Here is a 15,979-nt window from a genome sequence, read left to right as displayed (position 1 = left end):
CTTGGTGGTGACGGCGGATCTCGTCTCTTCTCGTCCGTGCCTTTCTGTCGACGGGCAGTCGAGTGCCCGGTGACAGTCAGTGGCATGGTCTCGCACGGCAGGCGGACCGCAACATCACCTGAATATGTGATCCCCAACCACTGGGTTCCGGGACGGGTTGCTCCGCGGCAGCGCCACGAGAGGATGCCCACCCGCCATCGGGCAACAACTCATAAGGTCGTTGCTCATGGACAGCACCTTGCGCCAGCTCGCCGCCTACGCGGCAGTTGCCCGGGCGGCCAGCTTCACGGCAGCGGCTGCTCAACTTCATGTGTCCCAGTCCTCGTTGAGCCGCGCCGTCGCTGACTTGGAGCGACAGGTAGGGGCGCAGTTGCTGGAACGAGATACGCGGAATGTGCAGTTGACGCCTGCGGGTGTGGAGGCGCTGCGGATCGCGGAGCAGATCGTGGCTGCTCATCATGCAGGCATGAACGAACTGGCACGGTTCATCGAGGGGGAGTCGGGTTCCGTGGCCGTGGCGACGCTGCCGTCGGTGGCCGCGGTGCTTCTGCCGCGCGTGATCTCCGACTTTCGCGCTCGGTGGCCTGCAGTCGGTATCCAGATCATGGACGGACTCGAAGGCGCTGTGCTCGCACGGGTGCTCTCAGGCGAGGCCGACTTCGCCATCACCACTGAGGAACTGTCGAGCCGTCTTGAGCACCGGCCCTTGGTGCGTGACCGGTTTATCGCGGTTGTTCCGAGAGAGCATGCGTTGGCCCAGCGGGAGGGGCTCACGTGGGAGGATCTCGCCCGCGAGCCCTTTCTCGCCATTGGCCGTGAGTCGAGCGTGCGGCGACTCACCGATGCTGCGTTTGCGCAGGTTGACGTACGAGCCATGCCCGCGGCCGAAGCTGGAAACGTAGCGACTGTGGGCGGTCTGGTGGCGGCCGGGCTCGGAGTCACGGCGCTGCCCGCCCTCGTCTTGCCGCTTCTGGGTGCCGGCCCTGTGCAACACCTCCCGCTCTCCGGCCCGGTGGTCAACCGGCGCCTCAGCATTGCACGGCGCGCCGGCCGGCCCCTGCCGATGGCGGCTCGGCGATTCCTGGAGACACTGAATGAGCACCGTGCCCAGAACGGGGAGCTGCCGACCGGTGTCTCCTGGGCTGACTGACCTTCGATTGATGCGTTGAGCGCATGTATATATCCGCTTCTCTTGCTGGACGCGCATATGTCGAGGCGACAAGCTGAGCCACATACGGCCCTGGACGGGGCCGTGAGGTTCGGTCGGGGAGAATTTCGTGTCAGGCGAGCAATGGGAGATGCAGGGGCGCGGCCAGTTGAAGGGCCTGAAGGTGGTCGAGTTCGCCCACGTTGTGGCTGGCCCGCTCGCAGGTGCGCTACTGGCCGATCAGGGCGCCGATGTCGTGCATGTGGAACCGCCCGGCACGGGTGACGCGGCCCGCGCGATGGGGCCGCGCAAAGACGGCCATCCCCTTTGGTTCAAGGTCGCCGGCCGCAACAAGCGGTCGGTCACCTTGGACCTGCATCACGACGAAGGGCGCGCGGTCGCCTACAGGCTGGTCGCCTGGGCGGATGTCGTCATCGTCACGCTGCGCAGCGGTCGGTTGCGTGCGTGGGGCCTGGACTGGGAGTCCGTTCACCGCATCAACCCGAAGGCGGTGTTGCTGCAGATCTCGGGTTACGGTGCCACGTCGTCCCTTTCCGATGCACCAGGCTTCGGAAAAGTCGGTGAGGCGCGCAGCGGCGTCGTAGGGCTTACTGGGTTCCCCGACGGACCGCCGGTGCACACCGGGTTTTCGCACGGCGACGCCGTGACCGGCCTCATGGGCGCCTACGCGGTGCTCGCCGCCTTGCACCGCCAGGACCACGACGCCGACTTCGACGGCGAATGGATCGACCTGGCGCTCTTCGAGCCGCTCTTCCGGCTCGTCGAATGGCAGGTCATCGTCCATGACCAACTCGGCCAGGTGCCCGAGCGTGCGGGCAACCAACTGGCGGTCGCCCCGGCCGCCGTGATCAATACCTATCAGTCGCACGACGGCGAGTGGATCACCGTAACGTCGGCGACACTGCGGTCCGTCCTGAACATCGCAGAGCTTCTCGGCTTCGAGAAGGAGCAATTCGCCACCGCCAAGCAGCAATTGGATCAGCGTCAACGGCTTGACGACGGTCTGCGCGCCTGGGTGGGCGAGCGCAGTGCGAGCGACTGCCTGAAGGCATTCGAGGACGCGGAGGTCGTGGCCTCACGGGTGTTCAGCATGGCGGACATCGCCGACGATCCGATCTACGCCGAGCGCGAGGACATCGTCACTGTGCATGACGCCGATCTCGGGCCGGTCCGCATGCAGGCCGTCCTGCCTCACTTCCGCCAACAGCCGGGGCGAATCTGGCGTACCGGTCCAGCGCTTGGCGAGGACAACGACCTCGTCTACCGCGAATGGCTTGGGCTGGATGAGGCTGAACTCGCGGGACTGGAGGAGCGTCATGTCGTATAGCCCGCCTCCTCGCCCCCGCCTGCGCTCGCTGCTGTTCGTGCCAGGCACGCGAACCGACCTGCTCCCCAAGGCCGTTGCCTCCGGCGCTGACGCGGTGATCCTCGATCTTGAGGATGCGGTGCCAGCGGCCGGCAGTCGGTCGGCGCTCGAGCAGGTGACGCACGCGGTCGAGCAATTCACGACGCGTGATCATTTCGCGCTCTTCGTCCGGGTCAAGCCCCTGGACGGATGGGAAGCCGCGGAGACACTGCGGGCAGTCGCAGGCCCAGGACTGTCGGGCATCATGCTGCCCAAGGTCACCGGCCCTGACGACATTCGGTTCGCGGACGAGCTCCTCAGCTGGTGCGAGCAGGAACGGGGCTTGCGTGAAGGGCACTTCGCCCTCGTGCCCCTTCTGGAGAGTGCATCGGCGCTGCATGCTGCCCATGCCTGTGCGACCGCATCGTCGCGCGTCGCCTACGCAGGTGCTGTCACGGGCGCCGGCGGCGACGTGGAGCGCGCCGTCGGCTACCGCTGGAGCCCGGAGGGCGCCGAGACCCACGCATTGCGTTCGCGGGTCCTGCTTGACGTGCGCGCCGCCGGCGCCCCGCACCCGGTGGCGGGCCTGTGGACCCGCATGGGCGACCTCGAGGGACTACGTGCATTCGCGGCCGATAACCGTGCCCTCGGGTACACCGGCATGCTGGCCATTCACCCCTCGCATGTGCCAGTGATCAACGAGGCATTCGCGGCCACCCCGGAGGAGCTTGCCCGCGCGCGCAGACTCCTTGACGTCTTTGACCAGGCACGCCGCGACGGTGCCGGTGCGGTCGACTTCGAAGGCGACATGGTCGACGAGGCAATGGCCGAGACCGCCCGCCAACTGCTGGAACAGGGCTGATGTCCCGGCGCTGCGCGAACTCGCGGCGCCGGAATGTCCCAGGATGGGCCCATCGTCCGCGATGGCAGAGGGCATTCTGCTCCACAGATGGCCATGGGTGCAGCACTTCGCACCTGGCCGAGCTTCACAACGGCGCAGAGGATGGCCCCAGCCCGAGCCGCGGAAGCTTACGCACCTGAGTGCAACGGTGCTGCAGGTGCTCGGCGACGGCGTCGCCAGCCCGCACGGGCCGAGTCTCACTCCCTACTCAATTGCGTTGTCGTACCTGGTTACGGATCTGGGGCGAGACCCCTGACGCGGAAGGATCGATCGATGATGATCGACGCAACAGCCCACTCGGTCGATGTCCCACGCCCTGGACATGGACCGATGCGACTTCGCCGGATCGGTCCGTTCCTTCTGATCGGACAGCTGGCCTGGGCTGTGCCCGGTACGGCAGGTGCGACCCTGCTGCAGTCGCTGGCCGACGACATCGATCCAGCGAACAAGGTGCGGACCGTTGCAGTGATCGCTGCCGTGGGTGCTGTCACGAGCGCGATCGGAACGGTGGCGGGCGGGCGGCTTTCGGACCGCACGCGCAGCCGGATCGGCCGTCGGAAGCCCTGGTTGCTGGGCTCCTCGATCCTGGCGACGCTGGCACTGGTCGGCTGCGGCATGACCTCGTCGCAGTTCGCCATCGGCGTGCTGTTCGCCGTGTTCCAGCTGGGCATTGGTACGTGGACGGCCGCACTGTCCGCCCTCATCCCTGACCATGTGGCGTCCAGCGAAGTGGGCCGCGCCTCCTCGTTCGCGGGGCTTGGCTTCCTCGTCGGACAGACCCTCGGCGGGGTATTGGCGGGAGTGTTCGTGACTCACCCTGCGCGCGGATTGGCCGTGGTGCCCTGGGTGATGGTGGCCGGAGCGATCCTGATGGCCATCTATGTGCCGGCCGAGGACAACCGCTCTGCGCCCCCGCCCGTTCGCAGTGCGAGCGGAGTGCGGTCCTGGATTCCGTCGGCCTCCCCGGACTTCTGGCTCGCCTTCACGGGACGGTTCCTGTTCATCCTTGCCGTCGTGATGATCACGCACTTCAAGCTGTACATGTTCACCGACTACCTGGGACTCAGCAAGAAGGACGCAGGTACGGCAGTTGCGGTCGGCATCACCTTGGTGGGTGCGTTCTCGGTCGTGACGACCGTCGCGGGCGGAGTGCTCAGCGATCGCCTCGGCCGTAAGAAGATCTTCGTGGGCGGGGCTCCGCTGCTGCTGGCCGCCGGCATGGTGCCGGTTCTCGCGGCACCGAGTACGACCACGGTGTACTTCTTCTGTGTGGCGATCGGCTTGACGCTCGGTACCTATCTCGCCGTCGACCAAGCACTCATGGTGGCCGTGTTGCCCGATCCCGACACCGCAGCACGAGACCTCGGCGTATTGGGTATCGGCTCGACGCTGCCCGGCGTCGTCGCCCCTGTCGTGGGCGGAGCGCTCATCAACACGATGGGCTACAACGCCCTCTTCCTGGTTTCCCTTGTACTGGCCGCCGCCGCGGCGGTCGTGATCATCTTCATCAGGAGCGTGCGTTGAACTACCAACTGTCCCCGACCACGTTTCCTGCCGGCTTCCTGTGGGGCACGGCCATCGGCGCGCATCAGTCCGAAGGCAACAACACGGCCAGCGACTGGTGGTACCGCGAGAACCTGCCCGCCTCTCCCGTCGCCGAGCGGTGCGGCGACGCCATCGACAGCTACCACCGCTGGCCCGAGGACCTTGACCTGGCCGCCGGTGCAGGGTTCAAGGACTACCGCTTCGGCATCGAGTGGTCACGGATCGAGCCCGCCGACGGTGCCATCTCGCGCGCGGCGCTGGACCACTACCGCCGCATCGTCGAGGGGGCAGTCTCGCGCGGCCTGCGCCCCACGGTCACGCTCCATCACTTCACGCTGCCGCTGTGGTTCGCGGCGCAGGGCGGCTGGCTGGCCGAGGACGCCGTCGAGCGTTTCCTCGGGTACGTCGACGCGCTCGCCCCTGTCCTTGAGTCGGGAGTGGTGCGCGTGATGACCATCAACGAACCCAACATCGTGGCCGTACTGCCGAAACTGGCTTCGGCCGGCGGAGATGTGGACATCACTCAGGGCCTCCCGGTGCCCGATGAGACCCTCACGAAGGTCATGATCGCCGTCCACCGCGCTGCGGTCGAGCGCTTGCGGGCCCGTCATCCGCACCTGGAGGTCGGCTGGGGCGTCTCAGTGCAGGACTACCAGGCCGATCCTGGCGCCGAGGACGCCGCCGACGCGTACTGCGAGCCCCGCGATCAGGTGTTCCTGCGAGCTTCAAATGGCGACGACTACGTGGGTGTCCAGACCTATACCCGTGGACTGATCTCAGCCGATGGCACGCCCCACCTCGGACCGGACCCTGAATTCACCCAGACCGGTTGGGAGTTCTATCCGGCCGCGCTGGGCGGCGCCGTGCGCCGGGCGGCCCGAATCGTCGGTGACGTGCCACTGATCGTGTCTGAGAACGGCGTAGCCACCAGCGACGACGAAAAGCGCATCGAATACATCACCGGCGCCCTCCAGGCGCTGCGCGTCGCGATGGACGACGGCGTGGGTGTGCGTGGCTACTTCCACTGGAGCCTGCTCGACAACTGGGAGTGGGGGCACTGGGGTCCCACCTTCGGTCTGATCGCCGTAGACCGCGAGACCTTCGCCCGCACTCCCAAGCCGTCCCTGGCCTGGCTCGGTTCGCTTGCCCCCGGCAAGGCATAGGCCACGAACCACCCACCAGCTCAACTCACTGCCCTCATAGGGACGTTCCATGAGCACTTCAGCAGTACCCGGCCTGGAGCAGGCCGCACCCGAGGACGTCGGTCTCTCCACCGCCGGTCTTGACCGCATCGACGCCGCCGTCCAGCAGAAGATCGACGACAAGGTCATCGCCGGCGCGGTCACCCTGGTGGCCCGCCACGGCAAGATCGTCCGTACCAGCGTGCTGGGCACGGGCGAGCACCGCAAGGGTGGTCGCTACACGCGGGACACGATCTTTCGTATCTTCTCCATGACCAAGCCCGTCACCGGTGTGGCGATGGGCATCCTCGCCGACCGAGGACTGTGGTCACCCGAGGACCCCGTCGCCAAGCATCTTCCCGAGCTGGCAGAGATGTTGGTGTGCACTGGATTCGACCGCCGCGGCAAGCCCGTTCTCGAAGAGCCGGAACACCCGCCCACGCTGGCCGAACTCCTGACCCATACGGCGGGATTCGTCTACGGGGGCAAGACCGATCGCGTCGCGCGCATGTATGCGAAGGAGAAACTCCTTCATACGTCGTCTCCGGACGAGTTCCTCGAGCGGCTGCGACGGCTGCCGCTGGCCTTCCAACCGGGCAGCGAGTGGCGCTACAGCATCTCGATGGAGATCCTGGGCGTGATCATCGAGCGGCTCAGCGGGCAGAGCCTGGCCGACTACTTCCAGGACCACATCTTCGGCCCGCTGGGGATGACCGACACCGCCTTCCATACCCCACCCGAGAAGCTCTCTCGACGGGCGCGTCTTTACTACACCGCCGGTCCACTGCGGCTGGTGCCCGGCCCCAACCTGCTCAACAAGGACTACACGCAGCCGCCGCCGTTCGCCCGGGGCGGGGGCGGTCTGCTGTCCACCATCGACGACTACGCACGTTTCGCGCAACTGCTCCTGAACCGAGGCGAGTTCGCCGGTCGCCGCATCGTCAGTGCCGACAGCCTGGCCGCCCAAATGACGAACCATCTGCCGGATTCCCTGCTCGCCCGTGGCTTCAAGGCCGGGCATATGTACATCCGGCCTGGATTCGGATTCGGCTGGAATGGCGTGGTCGTGCATGACCCACAGCAGGCTGATCTGCCGGTCGGTTGCGGTACCTATATGTGGGATGGCGCCGCGGGCACCTGGTTCTGGGTCGACCCTGAGAACGACTTGCAGTACATCGGTCTGATCCAGCTGCTGTCGTACAGCGCGCCACCGCTGCAGGCGATTACCCAGCGGCTCATGGCCGAGGCGATCCTCAGCTAGGAGCCGATGGAATTCTCTCCGGGGGCACTGCGCCCCCGGAGAGCCCTTTCTGCCCGGCGTTGAAGAGCGAGGTGGCGCGCATAGCGGCGCCGGATGCCGGGCCGCGGTCAGTTCTCGCGGGCGTTTGCGTACGTGCTGGACGATCTCGTAGTTGGTGTATCCACGGCCGCCGATGCCCCAGCCGCGGGGGACCGCTTCCGCAAGGGCGACCCAAATGGGGTCGGCGAGCGTGAGGTTCCGGCCGATGGCCGACGTGAGGACGGCGGTGGCCTGCGTCGAGAGTTGCGTGGCCGAAGGCGGGCGTTTCGGTCGGCTGAGGTGTACCGAGGGCAGCTCGCATATTCAGGTGATGTCGCGGTTCGCCGCCTCGGGACACCATGTCGCTGTCCGTCGTCGACGACCACTCGCTTGCACCAGGCACGGGTCGACATGTGCGGGCCGAGCCGCAGGGACGAACGGGCAGCATGGTCGACATCGGCGCGGTGATTCGGCACCGGGCGACTTCGCGAAATGACGTCGCCCGCTTGTTCAACCAGTTACGTCAGCAAGCACGATCGGACGGAGAATCATGTCCACCGACACAGCCATCAGCTACGACGTGTTCGTCGCGGACCCGCTGCCGATAAACGCGTCGGGTCTGCTGCCCAACGGGGAGTCCCGCCGCTACCAGCCCATCGCGGTCACCCTCGTCCATGGTCGGCAGGACGCCGTACTTGTCGATCCGCCCCTGACCACCGAACAGGCGGTGGCGGTCGGGGACTGGGTCGAGGCGAGCGGAAAGCGGCTGACACACATCGTCGCCACTCATGGCCACGGCGACCACTGGTTCACCGCCGGAATGCTCGCCGAGCGCTTCGGCGCCCTGGTGACGGCTTCGGCCGCCACGATCGATCAGATGCACAACAACGTCTCTGCCCGGGAGGGACTCTGGGACCAGATGTGGCCGGGGCAGATCCCACCATCTCCCGTCACGGCCGTCACTGTGCCCGACAACCGCATCGCCCTTGAAGGGCACGACCTCAACATCGTGGACATAGGGCACGCAGACAGCGACGACTGCTCTGTGCTGCATGTGCCGGACCTCGATCTGGTGGTCGCCGGCGACGTGGTCTACAACGGTGTCCACGTGTATCTCGGCGAGGCAGCCGACGGTGGGCTCGACGCGTGGCGGAAGGCGATCGATGTCGTTGCCGCGCTGGGACCGCGGCGAATCGTGGCCAGTCACCAGAACAAGAACCTCGACGACTCCGCCGAGCGAATCATCGCCGAGACCCGCCAGTACCTCGACGACGCCGAGGCCATCGCGGCAGCACACGAAACTCCGGTCGAGTTCTTCCACGCCATGCTCCAGCGCCACCCCGAGCTTCTCGGAGCGACCGTCCTGTGGGTCAGTGCACGCGCGGTGTATCTGGCGCGCAAGGGCGGCGACCCCTGGCAGAACCTTCTGGCGGCGTGGCTGTAAGCACATGACAAGCCGCTGGTGGGCCGACACGGCAGCTACGCAGTGGCGCCCCGCAGGTCCCACCTCGCTGCGATAGGCATCGGATCCCCCCAGCCCTGGCCCAGCAGATCTGCCACCTCGGTCAGCAGTCCGGTAAGCAACCAGCAGCAAGAATGGACAACGCCAATGAGCGACCTGATGGATCTCGTTCTCAAGGCACACGGTGGCCTCCCACGTTGGCAACAAGCGACAACCATCCACGCCAAGGGCGCCATCGGAGGGGATCTGTGGACACTTGTGGATCAGGAAGGAATCCTCGCAAGCGCCGACTTGACCGTCGACGTACAGCGGCAGCGGCTGGTCTTCGCAGGTTTCACCAGTCCGGAACTGCGCGGACTGTTCACGCCCGATCGTGTCGCAGTAATTGGGGAGGACGGCGTGGTCGTCGCGGAGCGCACGGCTCCACGTGAAGCCTTCGCCGACCTGAGTCAGGGTGCCCCTTGGGACGAGCTCCACGCGCTGTACTTCGCCGGGTACGCGATGTGGAACTACCTCACCGCGCCTTACCTGTTGACTCACCCCGGCGTGGTGCTGGCAGAACTGGCCCCGTGGCATGAAGCCAATGAGGACTGGCGGCGGCTACGAGCCATATTTCCGAGGGAGATAGCCACGCACTGCGTCGAGCAGGTCTTCTACTACGACGCCGCAGGACTGTTGCGCCGTCACGACTACGCACCTGACGTGCTGGGCGGGACGCCGGCCGCGCATTTCACCGGCAAGCACCTCACGGCGTCGGGGCTGGTCTTCCCCACACATCGTTACGTCGTGCCTGTTCAGGAGGATGCTCGCGCGTTGCCGGAGCCGATCCTCATCTCCATCGAGCTCTCCGAGCTTTCCGTCACCTGATGGCGATGTGGGCCGGGCTGCCAGGTCAAGCAGGTGCAGCACGACGTTTGGACCAGGACGGGCTGACCACAAACGAGGTTGGGCCGCAATGCAGTCGCACGTGCGACCCAACGCATCGCCGTGCCAGGGCCGCTGAACGTCCTGAAGATCCCCTTCAGCGCCCGGCGCGGCACGTGAGGCAAGGTAGTTGGTATGCGCGTGCTGGTGATGGACGACGATGTCAGACTCGTGGACCTGCTCCAACAGGGGCTTCGTGCAGCGGGTTTCGCGGTCGACTCCGCGAGTGACAGCCTGGACGGTATCGCCATGGCGGCGTCCGACAACTACGACGTGATCATCGTCGATGTCATGATGCCCCGCCTGAACGGCTACAAGGTCTGCGCCCACCTCCGATCCGTCGGAGACAACACCCCGATCCTGATGCTGACGGCCAAGGACGGTGAGTACGACGAAGCAGAGGGGCTGGAAACCGGCGCCGACGACTACCTGACCAAGCCCTTCTCGTTCGTCGTCCTCAATGCCCGGCTTCGTGCTCTGATCCGCCGGGCACGCCCCGAACGGCAAATCGTCCAGCACTTCGGCGACCTCGAGATCGACACAGGGGCTCGACGATGCCGCCGGGCGGGGCAGGACATAGCCCTGACGCCCCGCGAGTTCGATGTCCTGGCACTCCTCGCCGCGACCCCGGACATCGCGATCAGCAAGGCCGCCATCCTCGACCAGGTCTGGGACAGCACGTACGAGGGCGGCACGAACATCGTGGAGGTCAACGTCAGTGCTCTTCGCCGGAAAATCGACCGGCCCTTTCGCCGGGCCAGCATCGAAACCGTCCCCGGCGGGGCCTACCGGCTCCGTTCCGATGGAGCCTGACCGCGGACGCCGCCGATGGCTGAGGCCGCGGACGGTACGGGGCCGTGCCACCGCCGCCGTCGCGGCCGTCGCCAGCCTTGCGCTCATTGCCTGCTCGGCGGTTCTGCTTTACGTCGTTCACACCAACCTGGTCAACTCCGCCCACGCCACGGCTCACGACCATGTCGAGCAGGCGGCTCGTCAGCTCGCTTCCGGCGTGCCCGCGGCAGAAGTGCAGGCTTCACTGCCGGACGTCAGCACTTCTGCCACTTGGTCGTCAACCGCCCAAGAGCCGGTCACGGGTTCCCAAGCGGCGGACGGGGGTGTCAGCGCCGAGGTCGACACCTCTTCGGGAACGACCGTGGTGCAGGCCTTTCCTAACCTCGCTCCCGCCGACACCGCTGTCATCACGATGATCTGGGCCCTGGTCCCTGTCACCGCACTGCTGGTCGTGCTGATCGCTGGCCTGACCTGGTACGCGATGGGCCGGGCTCTACGACCGGTCGCGGACATCCGTGCCGAGTTCGCCGACATCACCGCCCACAGCCTCCAGCAGCGTGTTCCCGTCCCCGATTCACACGACGAAGTCGCCCTGCTGGCGGAGACGATGAACGGCACGCTCGATCAACTGCAGCGTGCCGTCGGCCGCTTGCGTACGTTCACCTCGGACGCCTCGCACGAACTGCGCGGCCCGCTCACCACCCTCAAGGCCCGACTCGAGCTCGCTCTGGCCCGTCCGGACCGCGCCGAATGGACCACCGTCGGCGACGAGGCGCTGCACGACACCACACGTCTGGAGGAGATCGTCGCTGATCTGCTGCTCCTCGCCCGCCTGGACGCGCGCCAGCCCCTGAAGCTTCAACCCCTGTGCGTGACCGATCTCGTACGGCGAACAGTCGCCGAACGCTATCCCCACCAGCCCGTGGTCCTCCTCACGGACTCAGCCCCTGACACGACGGTCCCGGGCAGCCGCACGGCACTCGCCCGCCTTCTCACGAACCTCCTGGACAACGCGCTGCGCCACGCCCACAGCAGCGTGATCGTCGAAGTGCGTGACACCGAGCGCGAGTTGGTTGTCGAGGTCATGGACGATGGTCCAGGCATCCCCGCGGCCGACCGTGAGCGGGTCTTCGACCGTTTCACCCGGCTGGACGATGCGCGTACCCCCAGCCAGGGCGGCACCGGTCTGGGCCTTGCTATCGCCCGCGACATCGCCACTGCCCACGGGGGAACCCTCACCGCTGAAGCACCCCTTGAGACAGGCTCCGGTGCCCGCATGGTCATGATTCTGCCCTTGCCCGCAATGCAGTAGCAGCCGAGCATCAACTTGACCGCCGAGCACGGCGATCCCGGTGACTGAAGGGCAACCACGTCGTCCCGATCAGGCGCAGGTAAGCGACCAAGTGCGAAGCACACTGCGGGACCGTGCCTCACGCGGCCAGCCCGACGATGGCGTGACTGACATGACGGCTGAGGGCGAGAGGTGACAAAGGGCGAAGTGCTGGCCGGCGCCATGGTGAACGGGGGTGCGGTTGTCCGCCGCCGTGCCCTGGTGGAACGCCCGGCCCTGCGCACCGCGCGCGCCCTCCACACCGGCATCGGTGCCGCGTCGAAGCCATGTTCTCCAAGCGCGCGGAGGTGAGCAGCTGTCGGCCCCAGGCCGTCCCCTGTGGGACGTCGCCATGGCCGCCCGCTACTGGGCTCCTACGCTGGATCCCGCGCCTGCTGCTGCTCTCGATCCCTCAGGGTCGGACGCCCCGACGCGACTGCGGACGCTCGCCGACTGTTACGGCTTCTCTCTGCAGCAACGTGCCGAAATGCCCGGTGTCATCGAACAGGCCACCGAGATCTGCCGCGCCTTCGTCGCCAGCCGAGTGGCAGACGGAGACCCCGTCTACACGCAGACGTTGGCAGAGCGCGGCGGCTGGGGCCGCTGGGACCGCATCCAGAACTGGCTGGTAGCTCAGCACGAGGCGTTCACGGCTGCTCTTCTGGATGACCAACCCGGAGACCAAGAACGCTCGGCCGGGAAGTCCCGGCCGAGCGTTCCCTGATGCGACTCGGCAACCCTGCGGATGCCTGCGTGCTCCGACTACCGTCGAGTGTGACCCGGAAGCGTCACCGTGTCAGGCCCTCCGTGGTGCCTTCGTCGCCGACGACGACGGGGGCTTCGTCGACCGGAGTGGCCTCGACAGGCTCCCCGTTGTCCGGCTTCGCGCCGGGCACTTCGACGACAGAGGGCTTCTCGACGGTGGTGGTGCCTTCGTCGCCGACGACGACGGGGGCTTCGTCGACCGGAGTGGCCTCGACAGGCTCCCAGCTATCCGGCTTCGCGCCGGGCACCTCGACGACCGTGGCGCCTTCGGGCTTGGGGGTGCTGCCGTCGGTCGATGCCGCTGCCGCGGCAATTCCGCCCGAGGTGAGCAGTGCGGCCACTGCGCCGGCCATCACCATGCCTCGACGACCTGAGATTCGGTGCCATCGCGTGCTCATGGGATCAGCTCCTTCGTGAGTAAAGGGACGCAAGGGAGTCGGTATCCATCCGGGCCCCCGGTCCCACCGGTTCAGGTACGAGGCAACTCTTGCTTCCGACGGCTGAGGAACCGCTGAACGTCCTGAAGATCCGCTTCAGGGTCCGCTGCGGGAAAGGGTGTGTCTCGCCGCTTTCGTTGCCGTCGCCCCGGCGAGCAGCTTCACGCCGCAGCACTGAACTGGACGTCTCCCGATTCCCGTTGAATCTGCCGCCCGCACCCGCGGCAGCGACCTGGCCGGGGCGGTCTTCCACAACGACAACGGGGCCCGGCACGCCTCGAAGGACTTCGCGAATGCATGCCTCGAACGCCGCGTGATCCGTTCTCGCGGAGCGGTCGGGACGAGCGCGGACAACGCCGCCGCGGAGAGTTTCAACGCGGCCCTGAACGGGGCACCCCGCAAGGCCGGTAACGCTGGCCCAGGAGTCCGTTACGGAGCGCTGCCAGTGCTCCGACGCCCGGTTTCAGCAGGCGGCGCGCCGACGGCGACCCCGTGGCCGTCGCTTGTGAGCCTCGCCCCTTGGCGCCCACCTCGGCTTGAAGCTCAGATGTTTGCGTTAAGGCGATTGACTGCTAGCATCACCCTAACGCTCAGATCTGTGCATTAAGTGCGCGGTGGATTCCGCCGTCCGGGATGTGACCCGGCGCTGTTTCACGGGTGTGCTGAGCCCGACTTTCCAGAGGAGTTCCAGTGACGAGTTCGACGCAGCCGCTGCTTCAGCCGTACCGGATGCGGGACCTCCCGCTGTCGAATCGCATGGTCATGGCCCCCTTGACCCGAGCCCGAGCCCGCAACCGCGACCTGCTGCCAGGGGATCTGCACGCCGAGTACTACGCTCAGCGCGCCTCGGCCGGCCTGATCATCTCCGAGGGTGTGTGGATCAGCCGTGCCGCGATCGGCTGGCACGACGTCCCGGGGCTGTTCACCGACGAGCAGGTCACCCACTGGAAACAGGTGACGGACGCGGTCCACCGCGCAGGAGGAGTCATCTTCGCCCAGCTCTGGCACACGGGGTCCGCCTCGCACCCCGACTTCTTCGAGGGCCGCCCGCCACTCGCGCCCTCGGCCGTCGATCCGGGGTTGCTGACCCCCACGCCGGAGGGTCGCAAGCCCACCGTGGAGCCCCTGGCGATGTCAGAAGCCGACATCCGGCAGACGGTCGCCGATTTTGCGACGGCCGCCCGGAACGCTATGCGAGCAGGATTCGACGGAGTGCAGCTCCAGGCCGGCTTCAACTATCTGATCAGCCAATTCCTCAACCCCCGCACCAATCGGCGCGCGGACCGCTTCGGCGGCTCGATCGAGAACCGCGCGCGCTTCCTCTTCGAGATCATCGAGGCCGTCGGTGACCACGTCGACCTGCGCCGCGTCGGTGTGAAGGCTGGACCCGCCTGGTCTGAGACGGGGGCGTTCGTCTCCGATAGTGGCGCACTGGCCGACAGCGAGTACGTGCTCGGCCGCCTCAACGACTACGACCTGTCCCACTTGCTACTCATGGGGATGATGGTCGACCCCGCCGGAGGACCGCTGGCGGACTTGGTCAACGATGAGATGTTCCGGCACTTCCGGAAGGTCTACCAAGGCACGATCATTGCGAACGTAGGGTTCGACCAGGACCGGGGAAACATGCTCTTGGAGGATGACCTGGCGGACATGGTCGCCTACGGGCAGGCGTTCATCGCCAACCCCGATCTGCCGGCCCGCTTCGCCGCCCACGCGCCCCTCACGGAACCGAAGTCGCACCTCTTCTATGGCCCGGACGCCGCAGGTTACACCGACTATCCGCTGCTGCAGGGGGCGAATCAGGAAAGGTGATCCGTAGCCGGGCCGAGTCATGTCGCAAACGGCGGACTCGGCCCGTCAGCTCCGCGTGGTAGCCGCGAAGCCGAAATGGCGATGACGAAAGCTGGCGGCTGGCAATGGTCGTCGAGATTGCCGAGGACCATCAGAAGGGTGCGGGTGACCCGCACCGACATGTCGGTGCGGGTCACCCGTTCCTGGCTGTTGGCTGGTAAGACGACCTGGTTGAACGCAGGGTTTTTCGAGGAAGGACTGGCCAAGTCGTCGGTGGCGCTAGGACAGACCGCGGGCTACTGAAATCGACTGGAAATCGGGCTGTTTGCTCTGGATAAACAGTGGCCAGCTCAGATCAACGCGATCGAGTAGCAGTTGATGGCCCTTGCTGGGACCTCATCAAAGTCGTGAACGCAGCTGCGAGTAGGCGTCCCGCCAGAGACTGACCGCGGCCCACCTCGACGGGGTCAGTCCCCCCAGGAGTTCGCCTCCAGGGTCATGTCCCAGGTCACGTAGGGCAGAGATGGGTGGCGCTGGTGGACGAGCTCGCCGGCGAGCGTCCTCGGGGGCGCTTTGAGAGGGTTGGCGAGGGCCTGTTCTTCGATTGTCTGGGAGAGGGCGCGGATGCCGCCGAGTCGGGGATAACGGGCGTGGACGCGGTCAGCGAACCCGGGCGGAAGCTGGGCGGGACCGCCGGGAGCGCCCGCGTCGATGCCGACCCCGTTCAGCGCGATGGCGATCTCGGCAGGGCGACGGCGTAGGAACACCGGTGACCGGCGCAGTTGCGAGGTGTGCAGTGCGATGGCGTCCCACACGGTGTCCACCCTGCGGTCGGTGACGCCGTTCTCTTCCAGGAACCGCGCGGCGATGTCGGCGCCGGTGGCCTCGAACTGCTGGTTGTCGGTGTTTCCCTCTTCGGTCAACCCCATGTCGTGCAACACGCTGATGAGGTAGACCAGTTCGAGGTCGTAGTCCTCATTCGGTCGCTTGCCCTGCTGGTCGGCGGCCGCGCGAGCGAACAGGAAACTGCGCAAGCTGTGGTACCGCAGGGACGGT

The 15,979-nt window shown here is 66.7% G+C and carries 15 protein-coding genes and 1 pseudogene; 14 read left to right on the top strand and 2 right to left on the bottom strand.

The annotated features are described in order from the left end of the window. Positions 1–226: 226 nt before the first annotated feature. From OG219_RS00715 to OG219_RS00665, 11 genes are all read left to right on the top strand, one after another. Positions 227–1,150 carry a LysR family transcriptional regulator gene (locus tag OG219_RS00715; RefSeq protein ID WP_266821744.1) on the top strand — a complete coding sequence of 308 codons (924 nt, stop codon included), beginning with the start codon at positions 227–229 and terminating at the stop codon, positions 1,148–1,150. A gap of 148 nt (positions 1,151–1,298) precedes the next feature. Continuing rightward, on the top strand, positions 1,299–2,495 hold the full coding sequence (locus tag OG219_RS00710; RefSeq protein ID WP_266835956.1) for a CaiB/BaiF CoA-transferase family protein: 1,197 nt from the start codon (positions 1,299–1,301) through the stop codon (positions 2,493–2,495). Beyond that, on the top strand, positions 2,485–3,375 hold the full coding sequence (locus tag OG219_RS00705) for a CoA ester lyase (RefSeq protein WP_266821742.1): 891 nt from the start codon (positions 2,485–2,487) through the stop codon (positions 3,373–3,375). The genes OG219_RS00710 and OG219_RS00705 overlap by 11 nt, the downstream gene beginning before the upstream one ends. Positions 3,376–3,687: 312 nt before the next feature. After that, positions 3,688–4,938, top strand: a complete 1,251-nt coding sequence (locus tag OG219_RS00700; protein ID WP_266821740.1) for an MFS transporter — start codon at positions 3,688–3,690, stop codon at positions 4,936–4,938. Beyond that, complete coding sequence (locus tag OG219_RS00695) at positions 4,935–6,122, top strand: glycoside hydrolase family 1 protein (RefSeq protein WP_266821738.1); 1,188 nt, start codon at positions 4,935–4,937, stop codon at positions 6,120–6,122. Before OG219_RS00700 ends, OG219_RS00695 begins: the two co-directional genes overlap by 4 nt. Before the next feature lie 49 nt (positions 6,123–6,171). Then, positions 6,172–7,401 carry a serine hydrolase gene (locus tag OG219_RS00690; RefSeq protein ID WP_266821736.1) on the top strand — a complete coding sequence of 410 codons (1,230 nt, stop codon included), beginning with the start codon at positions 6,172–6,174 and terminating at the stop codon, positions 7,399–7,401. Between the two features lie 568 nt (positions 7,402–7,969). Then, positions 7,970–8,863: an MBL fold metallo-hydrolase gene (locus OG219_RS00685; RefSeq protein WP_266821734.1), complete on the top strand. Its 894-nt coding sequence runs from the start codon at positions 7,970–7,972 to the stop codon at positions 8,861–8,863. A gap of 165 nt (positions 8,864–9,028) precedes the next feature. After that, complete coding sequence (locus OG219_RS00680) at positions 9,029–9,748, top strand: hypothetical protein (RefSeq protein WP_266821732.1); 720 nt, start codon at positions 9,029–9,031, stop codon at positions 9,746–9,748. 192 nt (positions 9,749–9,940) lie between these two features. Continuing rightward, positions 9,941–10,618, top strand: a complete 678-nt coding sequence (locus OG219_RS00675) for a response regulator transcription factor (protein ID WP_266821730.1) — start codon at positions 9,941–9,943, stop codon at positions 10,616–10,618. Next, a complete protein-coding gene (locus OG219_RS00670; RefSeq protein WP_266821728.1) occupies positions 10,608–11,909 on the top strand; it encodes a cell wall metabolism sensor histidine kinase WalK in 1,302 nt (433 codons plus the stop codon). The genes OG219_RS00675 and OG219_RS00670 overlap by 11 nt, the downstream gene beginning before the upstream one ends. Before the next feature lie 505 nt (positions 11,910–12,414). Continuing rightward, positions 12,415–12,651: a hypothetical protein gene (locus tag OG219_RS00665; RefSeq protein ID WP_266821727.1), complete on the top strand. Its 237-nt coding sequence runs from the start codon at positions 12,415–12,417 to the stop codon at positions 12,649–12,651. A 64-nt stretch (positions 12,652–12,715) separates the two neighbouring features. Here OG219_RS00665 and OG219_RS00660 read toward each other — a convergent pair whose 3' ends face one another. After that, the gene (locus OG219_RS00660; protein ID WP_266821725.1) at positions 12,716–13,090 is read right to left on the bottom strand and encodes a hypothetical protein; all 375 of its coding nucleotides are present in this window, start codon (positions 13,088–13,090) and stop codon (positions 12,716–12,718) included. 238 nt (positions 13,091–13,328) lie between these two features. Here OG219_RS00660 and OG219_RS00655 point away from each other — a divergent pair. The 3 genes and pseudogenes from OG219_RS00655 to OG219_RS00645 all read left to right on the top strand — a co-directional run. Continuing rightward, positions 13,329–13,537, top strand: a pseudogene (locus OG219_RS00655) (IS3 family transposase); the annotation flags it as partial. Positions 13,538–13,819: 282 nt separating this feature from the next. Then, complete coding sequence (locus tag OG219_RS00650) at positions 13,820–14,944, top strand: alkene reductase (protein ID WP_266821723.1); 1,125 nt, start codon at positions 13,820–13,822, stop codon at positions 14,942–14,944. A 144-nt stretch (positions 14,945–15,088) separates the two neighbouring features. Next, positions 15,089–15,226 carry a hypothetical protein gene (locus OG219_RS00645; RefSeq protein WP_266821721.1) on the top strand — a complete coding sequence of 46 codons (138 nt, stop codon included), beginning with the start codon at positions 15,089–15,091 and terminating at the stop codon, positions 15,224–15,226. Between the two features lie 164 nt (positions 15,227–15,390). Here OG219_RS00645 and OG219_RS00640 read toward each other — a convergent pair whose 3' ends face one another. After that, positions 15,391–15,957, bottom strand: a complete 567-nt coding sequence (locus OG219_RS00640) for a damage-inducible protein (protein ID WP_266821718.1) — start codon at positions 15,955–15,957, stop codon at positions 15,391–15,393. Between the last annotated feature and the right edge of the window lie 22 nt (positions 15,958–15,979).

This window comes from Streptomyces sp. NBC_00038 (genome assembly GCF_026343635.1).
In the GTDB taxonomy this organism is placed as follows: domain Bacteria; phylum Actinomycetota; class Actinomycetes; order Streptomycetales; family Streptomycetaceae; genus Streptomyces.
This window is presented reverse-complemented; position numbering and strand designations above follow the sequence as displayed.